The organism is Janthinobacterium sp. GW822-FHT07H10, assembly GCF_058798675.1.
Window position 1 is genome coordinate 122,141 of sequence record NZ_JBXAKS010000012.1, and the last position, 16,740, is coordinate 138,880.

The following is a 16,740-nucleotide window of genomic DNA, read 5'->3' on the forward strand; positions in this document are numbered from 1 at the left end:
ATTGAGTGTGAGATTAAGCAGTCGGCATCATGCGCATGACGGATGTGACATCCGATGCGTTGATGTTACGGGTACCGCGCAACTGACGTTTGTTTTTGGTGGTTTTCTTGGTCAGGATGTGGCGTTTGAACGCGTGACCCGACTTGACTGTTCCACCTGGACGCACGCGAAAACGTTTTTTCGCGGAGCTTTTGGTCTTCATTTTAGGCATAGCAATCTGTCCTCTTACGGACAGCTCCATTTATAACAGGATTGCAGGTGGCAGCACGACGCTGCGCTTAGATGCCTGCTTTCACATGTTGTGCAGCGGATGCGAGTCCGCTACAGTTCACGCGGCCCGGACATGACTGGCCGGGCCGCGCAAATTCTGCCTGGAATCTGGTGTCGCGCCCATGCTGGCACAAACCACGTCGATCCACAGTAAAACGCTATTGTAGCTTACTTCTTCTTCTTAGGCGAAAGAACCATGATCATTTGGCGGCCTTCCATCTTCGGGAACTGCTCGACCTGGCCGTACGGCTCCAGATCCGCTTTCAGACGTTCCAGCATGCGGAAGCCAATATCCTGATGCGCCATCTCACGGCCGCGGAAACGCAGCGTGATTTTGGTTTTATCGCCATCCTCGAGGAACTTGATGAGATTACGCAACTTGATATTGTAGTCACCATCATCAGTCCCCGGACGGAATTTGACTTCCTTCACGAGGATGATCTTTTGCTTCAATTTGGCTTCGTGAGCTTTCTTTTGCTCCGAATACTTAAATTTGCCGTAGTCCATCAAACGGCAGACCGGTGGCTGCGCGGTAGGCGCAATTTCCACCAGGTCGACGTTTGCCTCTTCCGCCAGGCGGAAGGCTTCAGCCAAACTTACGATACCGAGTGGCTCGTTATCGACCCCGCTTAAACGCATTTCAGGGGCAGTGATTTCGCCATTGATGCGATGTGACTTGTCAGTAGCTATTGTAATTTCCTTTAAAAATCTTGTAAGACGGTCGTGCAGCGAGTTTCCTCGTCAGGCCTTGGTGTCGACTTCATGTTTGAGTCGCTCTATCAGGGCATCGACGGACATGACGCCCAGATCGACATTGCCCCGCGCCCGCACGGCCACTGTATTGGCATCCCGCTCTTTGTCGCCAATTACTAAGATGTAAGGCAATTTTTGTACGGAATGTTCACGTATTTTATAGGTAATCTTCTCGTTACGCAAATCAGCCTGTACGCGCAGCCCCGCTTTGCGCAGTTTTGTTGTTACTTCTTGTACATAATCAGCTTGAGCGTCGGAAATATTCAACACCGACACTTGTACCGGCGACAACCACAACGGCATCGCGCCCGCATAGTGTTCGATCAGGATGCCGATGAAACGTTCCAGCGAACCGACGATCGCGCGGTGCAGCATGATCGGCACCTGGCGCGTGTTGTCCACGGCCACGTATTCGGCACCGAGGCGGCCCGGCATCGACGGGTCGATCTGCACGGTACCTACCTGCCATGCGCGGCCCAGGCTATCCTTCAGATGGTATTCGATCTTCGGACCGTAGAACGCGCCCTCGCCCGGCAACTCCGTCCATTCCACGCCGCAGGCGCGCAGGGCCGAACGCAAGGATTCCTCGGCGAAATCCCACGACTCTTCCGTGCCGATGCGGTTATCGGGACGCAAGGCCAGTTTCACGTCGATATTCGTGAAGCCGAACGCCGTGTACACATCCATCGCCTGCTGGTGGAAAGCCGTCACTTCGCCGGCAATCTGCTCTTCCAGGCAGAAGATGTGGCCATCATCCTGCGTAAAGCCGCGCACGCGCATCATGCCGTGCAAGGCGCCCGACGGCTCGTTGCGGTGGCATTGGCCGAATTCGCCGTAGCGCAAAGGCAGGTCGCGGTAGCTGCGCATGCCGTTGTTGAAAATCTGGATATGGCCAGGGCAATTCATCGGCTTCAGCGCGTAGGCGCGGTTTTCCGATTCCGTGATGAACATGTTTTCACGGTAGTTATCCCAGTGGCCGGTCTTTTCCCACAGGCCGCGGTCGAGGATTTGCGGCGCCTTGACTTCCTGATAGCCGTTAACCTGGTAGACATTGCGCATGTATTGCTCAACCTGTTGCCAGATCGACCAGCCTTTCGGGTGCCAGAAGATCAGGCCCGGCGCTTCCTCCTGGAAATGGAAGAAATCGAGCTGCTTGCCCAGCTTGCGGTGGTCGCGCTTTTCCGCCTCTTCCAGGTTGTGCAAATACAGTTCCTGGTCTTCCTTCTTGGCCCAGGCCGTGCCATAGATACGCTGCAGCATCTCGTTTTTCGAGTCGCCGCGCCAGTAGGCACCGGCCAGCTTCATCAGCTTGAACACTTTCAGCTTGCCCGTCGATGGCACGTGGGGGCCGCGGCACAAGTCCGTGAACTTGCCTTCGGAATACAGCGACACTTCCTGGTCGGCCGGAATCGAGCCGATCAGTTCAGCCTTGTACGCTTCGCCGATGCCCTTGAAGTAGTCGATGGCTTCGTCGCGCGCCACGACCTTGCGCGTGACTTGCTCGTCCTTCTTGGCCAGTTCGGCCATTTTCTTTTCGATCGCCACCAGATCTTCCGGCGTGAACGGGCGCTTGTAGGCGAAATCGTAATAGAAACCGTTGTCGATCACGGGACCGATGGTCACTTGCGCGTCCGGGAACAATTCCTTGACGGCATATGCCAGCAAATGGGCCGTCGAGTGGCGGATCACTTCCAGGCCATCGGCATCCTTGTCCGTGACGATCGCCAGTTCCGCGTCCTGCTCGATCAGATAGGAAGTGTCGACCAGCTTGCCGTCGACCTTGCCGGCCAGGGCAGCCTTGGCCAGGCCGGTACCAATATTGGCCGCAACCTGGGCCACGGTGACCGGGCCGTCGAATTGACGGGCGGAACCATCGGGAAGTCGGATTGTAAGCATATTGATCTCCATATCGGCGCTGGCGCCAGGTAAAACTGCAATGAATGGTGTGGACTGAAAAACTGAAAGGAAAACGCAGACGCAAAAAAACGCGGACTAGCCGCGTTTTTCACTTTCTTGAGACAAAGGAAACCCGTTCGACTAGCGTCACTCCCAAAGCTTGGTAGTAGTTCGCGGTGTCATAACCGGTTTTACCTTTCTCTCTAACTGCATTCTGGTGGGCGGTGAGGAATTCGAATCCCCGACCCCTTGGATGTCGACCAAGTATTCTAACCAGCTGAACTAACCGCCCGTAAAACTTTTGTTGATCATTTTATTTCAAATGACCGCTTGCGGCTTGCGCCAGCTTAAAAAACCATCTACTGCCAAATTCTGGTGGGCGGTGAGGAATTCGAATCCCCGACCCCTTGGATGTCGACCAAGTATTCTAACCAGCTGAACTAACCGCCCCGAAGACCAGCATTATAGAGAGGCTTTCCCAGAATGACAAGGGCTGTTTTACAGGAAACTTTAATCTGTTTTTCATTCGCCTCCCGGGCGTCAGCCCCCTTTATATAGGCAAGCAAAAGCATACGGCCCGGCGCGCATGGAATGCCGCTAAAATCGCGGCATGAACTCCACCCTATTAGCCTGGCTGAAAACCCTGAGCCGCATCTGCGGTTTCGAAACGGCCGACTCCTTCCCGCCCGGCCACCCGTATGCGCGCACGCGCTGGAATGCCGCGTACTTCGATATCGCTTCCGACGTGAAGCCCGACGACATGGAACGGCGCCTGTGCGCGGCCATCGCCAACACGCCGAGCGTGTTCGCCTACATCACGAATCCCACGCCGCGCATGCAGCGCGCGCTGCTGGGCGTGATCCACGAGCGGCTGCGGCGCCAGCCCGGCGCGGGCGCCACGGACCTGGTCCTGCTGTTGATCCAGGCCTACGCCAGCGCGCACATCACGGAAGCCGTGCCCGGCTTGCGCAAGCTGATCCAGGACACGCAGCACGAGGAAACGAATCTGCGCGTGCACGCCATCCTGGAATTGCTGGTCGGCACGCCACGGGGACTCGACGTGATCGACATGTAGCGAGCGATTTGCAGTCAGGCGTGATTGGCGGGAACATAGCGCGCCCGCAAGCGCATGAACGGCGTTTCCACCAATAGATACAGGAGCCAGCCCGAGGCGATGCTGAAAGCAATCATCGCCAGCATGGCCGGCACGCTGTCCGGCCCGTAGCCCATATCCTGCAACAGGGGCCGCAGCAGGATGCACAGCTGCTTGTGCAGCAAATAAATCGCATACGACCACAAGGCCAGGCTGGCCGCGCCCGGCACGCGCACCTTGTACAGCACGCTGCCCGGGCTCAAGGCGGCGATCAGCAGCAAGGTGAAACTGGCCGCCAGGGCCGGATAGCCGAACACCGTCACCCAATAGCCATAGTGATCGGTGAGAAACACATAAAACATCAGCGCCGTAGCGGCCATCCCTGCCAGCAGAGTGCGGTTGCCATAGGAAATGAGGCGCGACCAGGCGGCAGGATGGTGGTTCTTCAGCAGCGCCAGCGCCACGCCCGCCACCAGCTCGTCGAAACGGCACCACGAGGCATAGTAGATATACTTGTAATAACCGAGGCCGCCGCGCGGCACTTGCACATACTCATCCCATAAATACGCGCGCACCAGCATGCCGGCAATCAAACTGGCGGCCACGGCCAGCCACGCCCACAGCAAGGACCGGCGGCAGGCGGCGACAGCCAGGGCCACGGCCGGCAGCAAGACATAGAACTGCTCTTCCACGCACAAGGACCACGCATGCGAAAACGCCGTGCCCGGCGTCAGGTTGATGTTTTGCGTAAAGGTGAGAAATTTCCACAGCGGCAGCAGCGCGCTGTCGCCGCGGAACGCGGGCCACAAATAATACAGTGCCAGCACGGCATAGAAGCTGGGCAAGGTGCGCAGGAAGCGCCGCGCATAAAAGTGCGGCAAGGAAAAACCATGCGCGCTGCGCAGGGCGGCAAAGATCTGGTTACCGATCAGAAAGCCGCTGAGGGCAAGGAACAGGTCCACGCCCGTCCAGCCGATTTCTCCCCAGAAACCAAACGCGCCGCCATCGCTGACGAACAGCAAATAATGGTTCATGAACACCAGCACGATGGCCAGCGCGCGCAAGGTGTCGAGGCCGGCCAGGCGGGAGGAATGCAGGGAAGTCGACATGAATATCAGCAAGGGAAAACAACGGTGGCGCCGATCATGCCACGCCGCACGCTGCCATGGCCAACTTTTTACAGGCGGCCACGGCGAATCCCGCTAAAATATGCCGACCCCGCTTCCCCTTCCCGCAACAGCATAGGATATGTCCAGCATGAGCAGCGCACTCCACTTCAAGTCCATCAACTACACGGGCCAGGGCAGCGGCCCGCGCCTGATCGTCACGGGCGCCGTGCACGGCAATGAAACCTGCGGCACCAAAGGCATCGAACGCGTGATGGCTGAACTCGACAGCGGCGCCCTCTCCATCCTCGCCGGCAGCGTCACCTTCGTGCCCATCACCAACCCGCTCGCCTACGCCAAGGGCGTGCGCAGCGGCGACCGCAACCTGAACCGCAATCTGTTCCCGAACGACAATCCACAGGATTTCGAAGACCGCATCGCCAATTGGCTGTGCCCCTTGCTGGGCCAGCACGACGTGCTGCTGGACTTGCACTCGTTCAATGCCGACAGCCAGCCTTTCGTGATGGTGGGTCCGCGCAACAACGATGGCCCGCTGCAACCGTTCCAGCACGAGGAAAAAGAACGCGCGCTGGCGCGTCGCCTGGGCGTGCGCCGCTTCGTCGATGGCTGGCTGCAAACCTATGGCTCGGGCGTGCAACGCCGCATGGGCAGCAGCGACCAGGTGGGCATGGTCTTGCGCTATGGCGTGGGCACCACCGAATACATGCGCTCGACGGGCGGCTACGCCTTGACCCTGGAATGCGGCCAGCACGCGGACCCGGCCGCGCCGGACGTCGCTTACCGCGCCATCAAGAATACGCTGGCCTTCCTCGGCTTCATTGATGCACCACAACCGGAAGCCATCGCCGACGCCGACATGGAAGCGCTGAACATGGTCGTCGTGCACGACAAGCTGCACGCGGACGACCGCTTCATCAAGACCTGGTCCAGCTTTGACAAGGTGAAACAGGGCGACCAGATCGGCGTGCGCGCCGACGGCACGCCCGTGACGGCTGAATTCGACGCCTACATCCTGTTCCCCGACGTCAATGCGGCAGCGAATGCCGAGTGGTATTACCTGGCGCGCGTGGCCAGCAGTTTTTGAATGGTGTACGGCACCCGACAAAGCCGTAGCGAGCGGCAGTGAGGCTCGGCGCGCCCGCTGGCCCGAGAAGCGGAACTGTGCGCATGCACGGGGACGCCGAGTCAGTGAGCATCGGAGGCCGCAAATCGCGACGCGCAGCAGCCGATGCCTGGCGCGCTAATGCCCGACCGACTTGGAAAACAGATTAATCACCAGCACGCCGGCAATGATCAGCCCCAGGCCGATCAACGCCGGCGTGTCCAGGCTTTGCTTGAACCAGAACCAGCCGACGGCGGAAATGAGCACGATGCCCACGCCCGACCAGATCGCGTACACGATGCCGGTAGGAATGACCTTCAAGGTCAGCGACAGGCACCAGAAGGCGATGGCATAGCCGACCACGGTGATGATGCTGGGCACGAGTCGGCTGAAACCCTCGGATGCCTTCAACGCGCTGGTGGCGATGACTTCGGCGATGATGGCGATGGCCAGGTAGAAATAGGTCATGGCTAGGCTCATGCGATAGTCCTTTCAAAGATGGCAGATACAACAACGCCCTGCCCGCTCGCCGCCTGTTCGTTCAGGGCGGCGCAACGGCGCAGGGCGCGTCAAAAAACTTACTGCGGGCTAAGCAGCTTCAAGCCGAGGATGCCCGAGACGATCAGCGCGATACAGGCGATGCGCGCGGCGCTGGCCGGCTCGCCCAGCACCATGATGCCGAAAATGGCCGTGCCGACGGTGCCGATGCCCGTCCAGATCGCATACGCCGTACCCAGCGGCAAGGTGCGCAGCGCCAGGCCCAGCATCACCACGCTGCCCACCATGGAGATGGCCGTCAGCACGGATGGCACGAGGCGAGTAAAGCCGGCGCTGTATTTGAGGCCGATGGCCCAGCCGATTTCCAGCAAGCCCGCCAGGACCAAGATTATCCACGCCATACTACCCTCCTGAGGCGGCAGGGTCGTCCCCGCCATGAGCCCCGTCATCGAGCGGGGTCGTCCCCACAGGAGCAAAAGGAAAAGTATACCATCGGGCGGAAACTCTTGCCGGAAGCACACTATCGCTAGTGCCTGCGCTCTAATCGAAAATAGCGAAAAACCATGGCATCGGCAGGATAATGGCAGCACCCACCCACTATCAGGAGCAACGATGCTACTACTGGCCCAGGCCCTCACCGCCATCATTCTGCTGCTGCACGTGTACATCGTGCTGCTCGAAACCGTGCTGTTCGATACACGCGGGCGCAAGGTATTTGGTCTCAGCAAGGAAAAAGCGGAGATCGTGCGCCCCGCCATGTCCAACCAGGGCTGCTACAACGGCTTCCTCGTGGCCGCCCTGGCGCTGGGCTTCTTTTACCCGGATGACGCCATCGCCCATGCCTTCACCGTCTTCGGCCTCGCCTGCATCGCCGTGGCGGGACTATGGGGCGCGGCCACCGTCATGACGCGCATCCTCTACCTGCAGACGGTGCCTGCCGTCATCGCCCTGCTGCTGTTCCACTTCGCCTGATTCCTGCCGGGACGGCCATCCGCGCCGTCCCCCGCCCGCCACGGGCATACCCCAAATGGGTGATGTTTCCTGAAAACATGCTCGATACAATTCCTTGTAGCAATAAAAAAGATACCACCAGACACGATGGTGGCAAGTCACAGTCCACAGGGGAAATCATGAAAACACATCCATCCATGCTTGCCGTCGCCTTGGCAAGCTGCACACTGCTGTCCGCCTGCGGTGGCGGCGGCAGCGCAGACAGCGGCTCGGGCAGCGGTTCCAGCAACGCCGGCAGCAGTGGCGGCACGTCGGCAAGCTGCCAGTACAGCAACCTGATCAGCGACTCGGAACGCAGCCAGGCCAGCGCCTGCGGCATTCAAGTGTCGGGCAACTATGCCCAGGCCGACTCCGGCTACGATAGCGTGATTGCCGCCTGCAAACAGGGACAAAAAACCACGGCCGACAATTACTACAACAGCACCTACAAGAAGATGGTCGACTACGCGCGCTCCGTGAGCAAGGAACTCGGTTGCGGACAAAACAATGGCCCGACCTTGCCCAACAACAGCACGGCAAGCAACTACAATTTCTGTGTCAAAAGCACGTCGGTCAATGGTAAGCTCAGCTATGAAGGCGCTTGCTACGGCCCCGTCAAATCCGGCGAAGGGGGCTGCGGCAGCGGTTACAGCTATGTCAGCCAGTACGCTAGTCTCAGCAGCTGCACCTCCGGCGGCAAAAGCTGGCTGGAAGCGCGCTGAACACGATGGCCGGACGGGGATGGCCGTAGCGGCCGCCTCCGCGCAGCCCCGGTTTCCCGTGCATTACCCATCGCTTGCCGCCATGAGGATCGTCAATGACGCCATCGCTCCCCGCCGCCAGCCAGGCGCTGATCACCCTGATTTACGAGGCGGCCATGCGGCATGGCGCCTGGCCGGCATTCCTCGCCGCCTTTGCGCAGCAACTGCAATCGCATGCGGGCTTGATCTGGGCCAATGATTTCAGCAACCGCTCAGTCGACGTGCAGTTGCCGGGCAGCGGCCTGTCCGCCACCTACGGCTTCGAGTCGCAAGCCATGGCCAGCTTTGCCAGCTATTACGGCGCGCGCAATGTCTGGCTGGAAGACGCCAGCCTGCACCGGGAAGGGGCCGTCGTCACCGGCTCCATGCTGTTTCCCGATCACTGCCTGAAAAAGACGGAATACTGGACGGACTGGCTGCGCCCGCAAGACATTTTCTACACGGCGGCGGCCGTCGTCGAGCTGCGCGCCGAACGCTCGACGAATGTCACCGTCGTGCGCGCCGAAAGGGCGGGCGCGTATGACGCCGCCGAGCTGGCGCTGATCGCCAGCCTGGTGCCGCACCTGCAAACGGCCTTCGCCCTGCAGCGCAAGCTGCGCCGCCTGGAAATGCTGTCCCAGAGTTCCACGCAGGTGCTGGAACTGCTGCCGTTCGGCGTGCTGCTGCTCGATGCCTCGTCACTGCTGCTGTACGCCAACGAACGGGCGCTGGCCATGACGGCGACGACGCGTTTGCTGCAATTGCGCGAAGGCGCGCCCCTGTATTGCCCGCGCGAAGCGGATAACGGCTCGCTGCGGCGCCTGCTGCACGACGCCGCGCAAACGGGCAGCGCCGCCGCCGGTGGCCCCGGTGGCGTGCTGAACCTGAGCGGCCTGGCCGGCGAGCAGCTGCGCCTGCGCATCACGCCCCTGCCCTCCTGGCACAGCCCGTTTGGCTCGGCCAGCGCGATTGCCGTCTTCCTCAGCGATACCAATGACTTGATCACGTCCCTGGCGGCCACCCTGCGCAATTTCTATGGCATGACCATGGCCGAGGCACGCCTGACGGAAGCGCTGGTCAACGGCTATTCCTTGCAGGAATATGCCGAACGCCAGCAAATTTCCATCCACACGGCGCGTACGCAGATCAAGAGCGCCACCGCCAAGGCCGGCGCCCAGCGCCAGGTGGATCTGGTGCGCATCGTGCTCACCGGACCCGCCGTGCTGCAGCGCACTTCCCAGCCCGCCTGAAGCGGCAAAAACGCGCACCGCCAGCACGCTGTCCATTTATATCGTAATATGACGATATTGGAATTTGAAAAATACGATATATACATCGCTGAAAGGCGAATTAAACCACCAGGAGTATCAGCATGGACATCGACGCCATCCACAAGGCGCTGGCCAATCCCGTGCGGCGGCAGATCCTGCAATGGCTGAAGGAGCCCGAGCAGTATTTCGGCGAGCAGGAGCATCCGCTCGACTTCGGCATCTGTGCCGGGCTGATCGACCGCCGCGTGGGCCTGTCGCAATCGACGGTCTCGGCACACCTGGCCACCTTGCAAAAGGCTGACCTGATTTCAGTCAGGAAAGTCGGCCAATGGAGTTTTTTCAGCCGCAATGAAGCAACCATCCAGGCCTTTCTCGACCATATGCATCAAGGTTTATAAGCAAGCAACACCCTACACCACCATCCACTCTGACGCCTGACCGGCGACCTCAAGGAAATAACAATCATGGCAACTTTATTCGACCCCATCACCATTGGCAGCCTGCAACTGAAAAACCGCATCATCATGGCGCCGCTCACGCGTTCGCGCGCCGGCAACCCGGGCCGCGTGCCCAACGCCCTCATGGCCGAGTACTACACGCAGCGCGCCACGGCCGGCATGATCATCTCGGAAGCGACGGCCGTCACGCCGCAGGGCGTCGGCTATGCGGATACGCCCGGCATCTGGTCCGATGAACAGGTGGAAGGCTGGAAACATATCACCAAAGCGGTGCATGACGCCGGCGGCCTGATCGTGCTGCAGCTGTGGCATGTGGGCCGCATTTCCGCCCCGATCTTCCTGGACGGCGACCTGCCCGTGGCGCCCAGCGCCGTCAAGCCGGCCGGCCACGTGAGCCTGGTGCGGCCGAAACAGGAATTCGTCACGCCGCGCGCGCTCGAAACGGACGAGATTCCCGGCATCGTGGCCGCCTACCGCCAGGGCGCCGTCAACGCGAAAAAAGCGGGCTTCGACGGCGTGGAAATCCATGGCGCCAACGGTTACCTGCTCGACCAGTTCCTGCAAGACAGCACCAACTTGCGCACCGACAACTATGGCGGCTCGATTGAAAACCGCGCCCGCCTGATGCTGGAAGTGACGGACGCCTGCATCGAGGTATGGGGCGCCGACAGGGTCGGCATGCATCTGGCGCCGCGCCGCGATGCGCACGACATGGGCGACTCCGACCCGCGCGCCACCTTCGGCTATGTGGCGCGCGAGCTGGGCAAGCGCGGCATCGCCTTCATCTGCGCGCGCGAAGCGCTCGGCGAAGACCGCCTGGGCCCTTACCTGAAACAGCAATTCGGCGGCGTCTACATTGCCAATGAGAAAATGGACAAGGCCGCCGCCGAAGCCCTGCTGGCGGCCGGCGAAGCCGATGCCGTCGCCTTTGGCCTGTGGTTCATCGCCAACCCGGACTTGCCGATCCGCTTGCACAGCGACGCGCCGCTCAATCCGCTGAACGCGGAAACCCTGTACGCCCCCGATGCTGCCGGCTACACGGATTATCCCGCACTGGCCTGAGTGCGTGGCCTGAATGGCCTGAGCGACTGGCCCGAGTGACTGGCCTGGATGGCCTGAGCACCTGGCCGGGCGGCCCGTCACCACTCGTGGCAGCGCAGGCGCCTCCTGACGGCGGCACCTGCGCTCCCCTGATGGCGGGCACAACGATACCCACGCAATCATGCGTCACTATCGTAGCGCCCGCCGCCGTACGCCAGCGTCGATTCCGCTGTCTGTCGTTATTTCAACATTTCTTGCATGGCATGCGGCTAGCCGCTCAACGCCATCGGCGCCGCGCCGGCCTTGCCGGGCGGCGCGCCTGCACGCTGCTGAAGACGCGGTGTATCACGTCGACCGGCACCGCGTGTTCACGCAAATAGGCCGTCGCCACCGTCCTGCCCAAGGTGTGATGAAAGGCAACGCCGCGCTCGACCAGTTCGGCCATCGCCTTGTCCGATCTGACATTGTCCCCATTTACCATATCGATGTTGTTTTTCATGCCACGGCTCCATGTCGGGTGGATCAACACTGCATCACATTTTGACCACATCCCCCGCGGTTAGTGCCCGGCATTCGCCACAAACATGGCTAAAATGGCAGCACCAACAGCCCCGGCACCGCATGGATAGCGGCCTTCGCTGCTTGTCGCCACCGCCAGCCCCGTATAGAATGCCTGCGCAGATTTTTTGCTTCAAGCAACATCACCATCAGCGCCATCTTATAAGAACAGAGACACGCACATAGTAGAGGGTATCCATGAACGACTTATTTGTACAAGCGGGCGACTTGCCGACCTGGCACCAGCGCTGCGCGCTGCGCGTGCTGCACCTGTTCGGCTGGCGCATGCGCTTTCGCCCCCTGCCGGGTCCGCGCGGCATCGCCGTCGTCTACCCGCACACGTCGAACTGGGATTTCATGGTGGGCCTGTTCGGCAAATGGGCGCTGGCCCTGCCATTCCGCTGGCTGGCGAAGGATTCGCTGTTCCGCGGCCCGCTGGGCAAGGTGCTGCGCTACCTCGGCGGCGAGCCCGTCGACCGCAGCACCACCAGCGGCACCATCGGCCGCCAGGCCGAGCGCATGCTGGCCGCCGCCTGGTACTGGCTGGCCATCACGCCGGAAGCGACGCGCAGCTACCGCCCGAACTGGAAGAGCGGCTTTTATCACCTGGCGCTGGCCGCCAAGGTGCCGCTGCTGCTGGTCTACATCGACTATCCGAACAAGGTGCTGGGCGTCGTCGACCACATCGACTTGACGGGCGACAAGGATGCCGACATGGCGGCCATCGCCGCCGTGTATGCAGGGCACCAGGGCTTGCACCCTGAAAACGCGGCGCCCATCGTGCTGTCGGAACGCCGCCCCGACGCCTAATTCATTCCCATCAGTACCACGCCGGCGGCCGTCAGCGCCACGCCGGCCACGCGCAGCATGCGTTCGGCCATCACCTGGCCCATGAAGCGCCCGGCAAACAGCAAGGTGGCCGAGGCCAGCATGAAGCCGCAGGCGGCCGACGCGGCCGGCAATTCCTGCCCATGCGCATTGCCATGCACCAGCGCAAACAGGCCCACGAGCCCCATGCCGAGCCAGTTCGGCATGGCCAGCGCCAGCGCGATGGCCAGCCCCGCCAGCGCCACCGTGGCGGCAATGCCCGTTTCCAGCCCGGGCACGGTCAAGCCGGCCATGCCGCCCAGCGCGCCCAGCAACATCATGCCGAGAAAGGTGCCCGGTTGCGCCAGGCCGCGCCGCTGCTGGCCGCCCCAGAGACCCACGCCCAGCATGGCCAGCAAATGGTCGATGCCCGTGAACGGATGGGCCAGGCCGGCCAGGAAGCCGGCGCTCTCGCCATGGCCGGGATGCGCCACGGCGGGCAGCGCCAGCAGGCACAGGGCGGCCACGGCGGCCGTTTTCGTCATCAGTCTTGCGCTCATTGCAGCTCCTTGCCTGGTTGGTCGAGCAAACCTTGCTCGCGGATAAAATCGATCACGACCTGCACGCCGTCGCCGCTGCGCAGGTTGGTGAAGACGAACGGGCGCTCGCCGCGCATGCGCCTGGCGTCCTGCGCCATCACGTCCAGGTTGGCGCCCACATATGGCGCCAGGTCCGTCTTGTTGATAATGAGCAAATCGGAACGCGTGATGCCAGGTCCGCCCTTGCGCGGGATTTTTTCGCCGCCGGCCACGTCGATCACGTAAATGGTCAGGTCCGACAATTCCGGACTGAAGGTGGCGGCCAGGTTATCGCCGCCCGATTCGACCAGGATCAAGTCGAGGTCGGGAAAATCTGCCTGCATGCGCGCGATCGCCTCCAGGTTGATCGACGCATCTTCGCGGATGGCCGTGTGCGGACAGCCGCCCGTCTCCACGCCCATCAGGCGCTCGGCCGGCAAGGCATCGGCGCGCAGCAGGATTTCCATGTCTTCCTTGGTGTAGATGTCGTTCGTGATGACGGCCATGTCATAGCGCGCGCGCATGCCCTTGCACAGCATTTCGCACAGCGCCGTCTTGCCCGAGCCGACGGGGCCGCCTATGCCCACGCGCAGCGGATTCGAGGTAATCGATGTCATTTTTGCTCTCTCATTAATGGTTCAGGAACGGTACAGCCGGCTGTACTGCACTTCGTGCCGCATCGACAGCAGCGACAGGCCGGGCGCCCAGTTGCCCATCTCGTCGTCCTGCAAGGTTTGCGCCGTCAGGGCCGCCGCTTCCAGCTCCGGCCGCAGCGACAGCAGCAGGCGCTGGCCCGCCACCTGCCCCAGCGGCACGGATTTCACGCAGACGAGCACCTGGTTTTCCGCCCAGGCGAACAGCATGGCCAGCAGCGCCTCCTCGCGCGGGATGGCAAGCGCCGCCACGGCGCACGCATATGCGGTCGGCAGCGCCACTTCCGGCTGGCCCTGCAGCATGTCGATCAGCACGCCGTCGGCCACGCCCAGTTCGGCCAGGAGCTTGGTCAGCGAATAACCCATCTGGATGGTTTCGGCGCGAAACTCCGCCGTGTCGCGCGAAGCGATGAAACGCTCGCTCCAGCGCTGCACGGCGCACAGGTCCTGCTGCTCGAACGCCTGCATCAGCCGCCAGCACAATGGTGCCTCCCAGCGCGCCACCACCTGCGCCAGATGCCGGGCGATCCAGCCGCGCACGGTGGTCGCGTCATGCACCAGGCCCGATTCCAGCGCCGCTTCCAGCCCCTGCGAATAGCTGTAGGCGCCGATCGGCAGGGCCGGGCTGGCAAATTGCAGCAGATGCAGCAGGGCCGAGGCCTGCATCAGGCGGCGCCAGGCACATCGCCGGGACGGTGGATTTTCTGCCGCAGCGGCACGGGCGCCAGCAAGTGCTGGCCATGGCCATCGTGGTGGCCATGGCCGCCGCCATACGCGCCCGCCTCCGGCTCGAACGGCGCGCTTTCTTCCGTGACGGTCGCCTGCAAGCCTTCCAGCATCTCCTTCAGCACCACGTCCTTGCGGATGCGCAAGAAACTGTCGCCCACCTGCGCCTGCGTGTGGCGGTTCCCCAAATGAAAGGCGCAGCGCAGCAGGGTGTGCGCGTCGGCGCACCGCACCAGGTAGGTCGGTTCGCGCGCGGCGACGATGCGCACCACCTGCCCGCCGGGTCCCGTCATGCGCTCGCCGTCGCGCAGCACCGTGCCGCGCACGGTGAACACGGCCACGTCGTCGCCGTTCGACAGCACGGCGCGCAGCCGGCATTTTTCGCGCTGGTCGTAGGGCAGCACCAGTTGCGCGCCGGGTTCGCGCGTATCATCCGGCCCCAGTTTGGTATGCAAAGTCAGCATGATGTCTCCCCCCTTAAAATAGAAAATAGCGCTGCGCCATGGGCAGCACGGCGGCCGCTTCGCACACCAGCAGCTGGCCGTCGGCGCGCACGGCATAGGTTTCCGGGTCCACTTCCATGTGCGGCGTGGCGCTGTTGTGGACCATGTCGTGCTTGCGCAAGCCGCGCATGTTTTTCACGGCGATGACGGATTTATTGAGTTTGAGCTGGTGGCCTATATCGAGCTCGTAGGCCGCCTGCGAGACAAAGGTAAACGACTTTTTCAGGCCGCCGCCAAAGGCGCCGAACATCATGCGGTAGTGCACGGGCTGCGGCGTGGGAATCGAGGCGTTCGGGTCGCCCATCTGCGCGGCGGCGATCATGCCGCCCTTGAGTATCATCGACGGCTTGACGCCGAAGAAGGCCGGCTTCCACAGCACGATGTCGGCGATCTTGCCCGCCTCGATCGAGCCCACCACGTGCGAAATCCCATGCGTGATGGCCGGGTTGATCGTGTATTTGGCGATGTAGCGCTTGGCGCGGAAGTTGTCGCTGCGCGCCGTGTCGGGCGCCAGGGCGCCACGCTGCACCTTCATCTTGTGCGCCGTCTGCCAGGTACGCATGATCACCTCGCCCACCCTGCCCATGGCTTGCGAATCGGACGACATCATCGAAATGGCGCCGATATCGTGCAGGATGTCTTCGGCGGCGATGGTTTCGCGGCGGATGCGCGACTCGGCAAACGCCACGTCTTCCGCAATGGCCGGATCCAGGTGGTGGCACACCATCAGCATGTCCAGGTGCTCGTCGAGCGTGTTGACGGTGAACGGGCGCGTGGGATTGGTCGACGAAGGCAGCACGTTGGCCTGGCCGACGGCGGCGATGATGTCGGGCGCATGGCCGCCGCCCGCCCCTTCCGTATGGAAGGTGTGGATGGTGCGGTCCTTGAAGGCGGCCAGCGTGTGCTCGAGGAAGCCGCCCTCGTTGAGGGTGTCGCTGTGCAGCGCCACCTGGATATCCATGCGCTCGGCCACCGACAGGCAGTTGTCGATGGCGGCCGGCGTGCTGCCCCAGTCCTCGTGCAGTTTGAGGCCGATGGCGCCCGCGCGCACCTGCTCTTCCAGGGGCAGCGGCAGGCTGACATTGCCCTTGCCCATGAAGCCCAGGTTCATCGGAAAGGCGTCGGCGGCCGCCAGCATGGCGTGCAGATGCCATGGCCCCGGCGTGCAGGTGGTGGCGGCCGTGCCGACGGCCGGTCCCGTGCCGCCACCGAGCATGGTGGTGACGCCGCTCATCAGCGCCTCCTCGATCTGCTGCGGGCAGATGAAGTGGATGTGCGTGTCGACGCCGCCGGCCGTGACGATCATGCCTTCGCCGGCGATGATCTCCGTGGCGCCGCCGATGGCCAGGGTGACGCCGGGCTGGATGTCCGGATTGCCCGCCTTGCCGATGCCGAAGATCAGGCCATTTTTCAGGCCGATGTCGGCTTTCACGATGCCCCAGTGGTCGAGGATGACGGCATTCGTGATGACGGTGTCCATCACCTCGGCCGCGCAGCGCTGCGACTGGCCCATGCCGTCGCGGATCACCTTGCCGCCACCGAACTTCACTTCTTCGCCGTAGATGGCGTAGTCATGCTCGATCTCGATGAACAGCTCCGTATCGGCCAGGCGGATGCGGTCGCCCGTGGTGGGGCCGAACATCTCGGCATACGCGCTGCGGGGAATGCTGGCCATC

General features: G+C 62.2%; 20 protein-coding genes and 2 tRNA genes. 8 read left to right on the forward strand and 14 right to left on the reverse strand.

What is annotated here, in order from left to right:
• Positions 1 to 13: 13 nt before the first annotated feature.
• From rpmI to AC1RDJ_RS23285, 5 genes are all read right to left on the reverse strand, one after another.
• On the reverse strand, positions 14 to 211 hold the full coding sequence (rpmI, locus tag AC1RDJ_RS23265; protein WP_038493025.1) for a 50S ribosomal protein L35: 198 nt from the start codon (positions 209 to 211) through the stop codon (positions 14 to 16).
• 227 nt (positions 212 to 438) lie between these two features.
• Positions 439 to 999 carry a translation initiation factor IF-3 gene (gene infC / locus AC1RDJ_RS23270; RefSeq protein WP_205711303.1) on the reverse strand — a complete coding sequence of 187 codons (561 nt, stop codon included), beginning with the start codon at positions 997 to 999 and terminating at the stop codon, positions 439 to 441.
• 12 nt (positions 1,000 to 1,011) lie between these two features.
• A complete protein-coding gene (gene thrS / locus AC1RDJ_RS23275) occupies positions 1,012 to 2,919 on the reverse strand; it encodes a threonine--tRNA ligase (protein WP_071326353.1) in 1,908 nt (635 codons plus the stop codon).
• Between the two features lie 215 nt (positions 2,920 to 3,134).
• A tRNA-Val gene (locus AC1RDJ_RS23280) sits at positions 3,135 to 3,211 on the reverse strand.
• 81 nt (positions 3,212 to 3,292) lie between these two features.
• Positions 3,293 to 3,369, reverse strand: a tRNA-Val gene (locus tag AC1RDJ_RS23285).
• A gap of 160 nt (positions 3,370 to 3,529) precedes the next feature.
• On the opposite strand from AC1RDJ_RS23285, the gene AC1RDJ_RS23290 reads away from it, so the two are divergent.
• On the forward strand, positions 3,530 to 3,994 hold the full coding sequence (locus tag AC1RDJ_RS23290; RefSeq protein WP_071323078.1) for a hypothetical protein: 465 nt from the start codon (positions 3,530 to 3,532) through the stop codon (positions 3,992 to 3,994).
• 14 nt (positions 3,995 to 4,008) lie between these two features.
• On the opposite strand, the gene AC1RDJ_RS23295 is transcribed toward AC1RDJ_RS23290, so the two are convergent.
• Positions 4,009 to 5,121, reverse strand: coding sequence for an acyltransferase family protein (locus tag AC1RDJ_RS23295; RefSeq protein WP_493028839.1), 1,113 nt, complete (start codon positions 5,119 to 5,121; stop codon positions 4,009 to 4,011).
• Between the two features lie 139 nt (positions 5,122 to 5,260).
• Here AC1RDJ_RS23295 and AC1RDJ_RS23300 point away from each other — a divergent pair, with 139 nt between their 5' ends.
• Positions 5,261 to 6,223, forward strand: a complete 963-nt coding sequence (locus AC1RDJ_RS23300; protein WP_493028840.1) for a M14 family metallopeptidase — start codon at positions 5,261 to 5,263, stop codon at positions 6,221 to 6,223.
• 156 nt (positions 6,224 to 6,379) lie between these two features.
• Here the strand turns inward: AC1RDJ_RS23300 and AC1RDJ_RS23305 are convergent, their stop codons facing one another.
• Together AC1RDJ_RS23305 and sugE are read right to left on the reverse strand one after the other, a co-directional pair.
• Positions 6,380 to 6,709: an SMR family transporter gene (locus AC1RDJ_RS23305; protein WP_071323076.1), complete on the reverse strand. Its 330-nt coding sequence runs from the start codon at positions 6,707 to 6,709 to the stop codon at positions 6,380 to 6,382.
• A 110-nt stretch (positions 6,710 to 6,819) separates the two neighbouring features.
• Positions 6,820 to 7,140, reverse strand: a complete 321-nt coding sequence (gene sugE, locus AC1RDJ_RS23310; protein WP_071323075.1) for a quaternary ammonium compound efflux SMR transporter SugE — start codon at positions 7,138 to 7,140, stop codon at positions 6,820 to 6,822.
• Between the two features lie 211 nt (positions 7,141 to 7,351).
• On the opposite strand from sugE, the gene AC1RDJ_RS23315 reads away from it, so the two are divergent.
• The 5 genes from AC1RDJ_RS23315 (at position 7,352) to AC1RDJ_RS23335 (ending at position 11,260) form a co-directional block, all read left to right on the forward strand.
• Positions 7,352 to 7,711 carry a DUF1304 domain-containing protein gene (locus AC1RDJ_RS23315; protein WP_071323074.1) on the forward strand — a complete coding sequence of 120 codons (360 nt, stop codon included), beginning with the start codon at positions 7,352 to 7,354 and terminating at the stop codon, positions 7,709 to 7,711.
• Positions 7,712 to 7,869: 158 nt separating this feature from the next.
• Positions 7,870 to 8,451 carry a hypothetical protein gene (locus AC1RDJ_RS23320; RefSeq protein WP_156894743.1) on the forward strand — a complete coding sequence of 194 codons (582 nt, stop codon included), beginning with the start codon at positions 7,870 to 7,872 and terminating at the stop codon, positions 8,449 to 8,451.
• A 95-nt stretch (positions 8,452 to 8,546) separates the two neighbouring features.
• A complete protein-coding gene (locus tag AC1RDJ_RS23325) occupies positions 8,547 to 9,719 on the forward strand; it encodes a helix-turn-helix transcriptional regulator (protein ID WP_493028841.1) in 1,173 nt (390 codons plus the stop codon).
• A gap of 122 nt (positions 9,720 to 9,841) precedes the next feature.
• Entirely contained in the window at positions 9,842 to 10,138 is a 297-nt protein-coding gene (locus AC1RDJ_RS23330) for an ArsR/SmtB family transcription factor (RefSeq protein WP_269466320.1), read from the forward strand.
• A 66-nt stretch (positions 10,139 to 10,204) separates the two neighbouring features.
• Positions 10,205 to 11,260 (forward strand): alkene reductase, encoded by a 1,056-nt coding sequence (locus AC1RDJ_RS23335; protein WP_071323070.1) that lies wholly within the window; start codon positions 10,205 to 10,207, stop codon positions 11,258 to 11,260.
• 256 nt (positions 11,261 to 11,516) lie between these two features.
• On the opposite strand, the gene AC1RDJ_RS23340 is transcribed toward AC1RDJ_RS23335, so the two are convergent.
• Positions 11,517 to 11,738, reverse strand: a complete 222-nt coding sequence (locus AC1RDJ_RS23340) for a hypothetical protein (protein ID WP_071323069.1) — start codon at positions 11,736 to 11,738, stop codon at positions 11,517 to 11,519.
• A 257-nt stretch (positions 11,739 to 11,995) separates the two neighbouring features.
• On the opposite strand from AC1RDJ_RS23340, the gene AC1RDJ_RS23345 reads away from it, so the two are divergent.
• A complete protein-coding gene (locus tag AC1RDJ_RS23345; protein ID WP_493028842.1) occupies positions 11,996 to 12,607 on the forward strand; it encodes a 1-acyl-sn-glycerol-3-phosphate acyltransferase in 612 nt (203 codons plus the stop codon).
• Here the strand turns inward: AC1RDJ_RS23345 and AC1RDJ_RS23350 are convergent.
• From AC1RDJ_RS23350 to ureC, 5 genes are read right to left on the reverse strand one after another with little or no spacing between them, the layout of a single operon-like run.
• Positions 12,604 to 13,164, reverse strand: coding sequence for a HupE/UreJ family protein (locus AC1RDJ_RS23350; protein ID WP_493028843.1), 561 nt, complete (start codon positions 13,162 to 13,164; stop codon positions 12,604 to 12,606). The two genes, AC1RDJ_RS23345 and AC1RDJ_RS23350, sit on opposite strands and share 4 nt — an antisense overlap.
• Positions 13,161 to 13,799 carry an urease accessory protein UreG gene (ureG, locus tag AC1RDJ_RS23355; RefSeq protein ID WP_071323066.1) on the reverse strand — a complete coding sequence of 213 codons (639 nt, stop codon included), beginning with the start codon at positions 13,797 to 13,799 and terminating at the stop codon, positions 13,161 to 13,163. The genes AC1RDJ_RS23350 and ureG overlap by 4 nt, the downstream gene beginning before the upstream one ends.
• Positions 13,800 to 13,820: 21 nt before the next feature.
• Positions 13,821 to 14,501, reverse strand: a complete 681-nt coding sequence (locus AC1RDJ_RS23360) for an urease accessory protein UreF (protein WP_493028844.1) — start codon at positions 14,499 to 14,501, stop codon at positions 13,821 to 13,823.
• Entirely contained in the window at positions 14,501 to 15,025 is a 525-nt protein-coding gene (gene ureE, locus AC1RDJ_RS23365) for an urease accessory protein UreE (RefSeq protein WP_493028845.1), read from the reverse strand. Before ureE ends, AC1RDJ_RS23360 begins: the two co-directional genes overlap by 1 nt.
• Before the next feature lie 13 nt (positions 15,026 to 15,038).
• The gene (ureC, locus tag AC1RDJ_RS23370; RefSeq protein ID WP_493028846.1) at positions 15,039 to 16,739 is read right to left on the reverse strand and encodes an urease subunit alpha; all 1,701 of its coding nucleotides are present in this window, start codon (positions 16,737 to 16,739) and stop codon (positions 15,039 to 15,041) included.
• Between the last annotated feature and the right edge of the window lies 1 nt (position 16,740).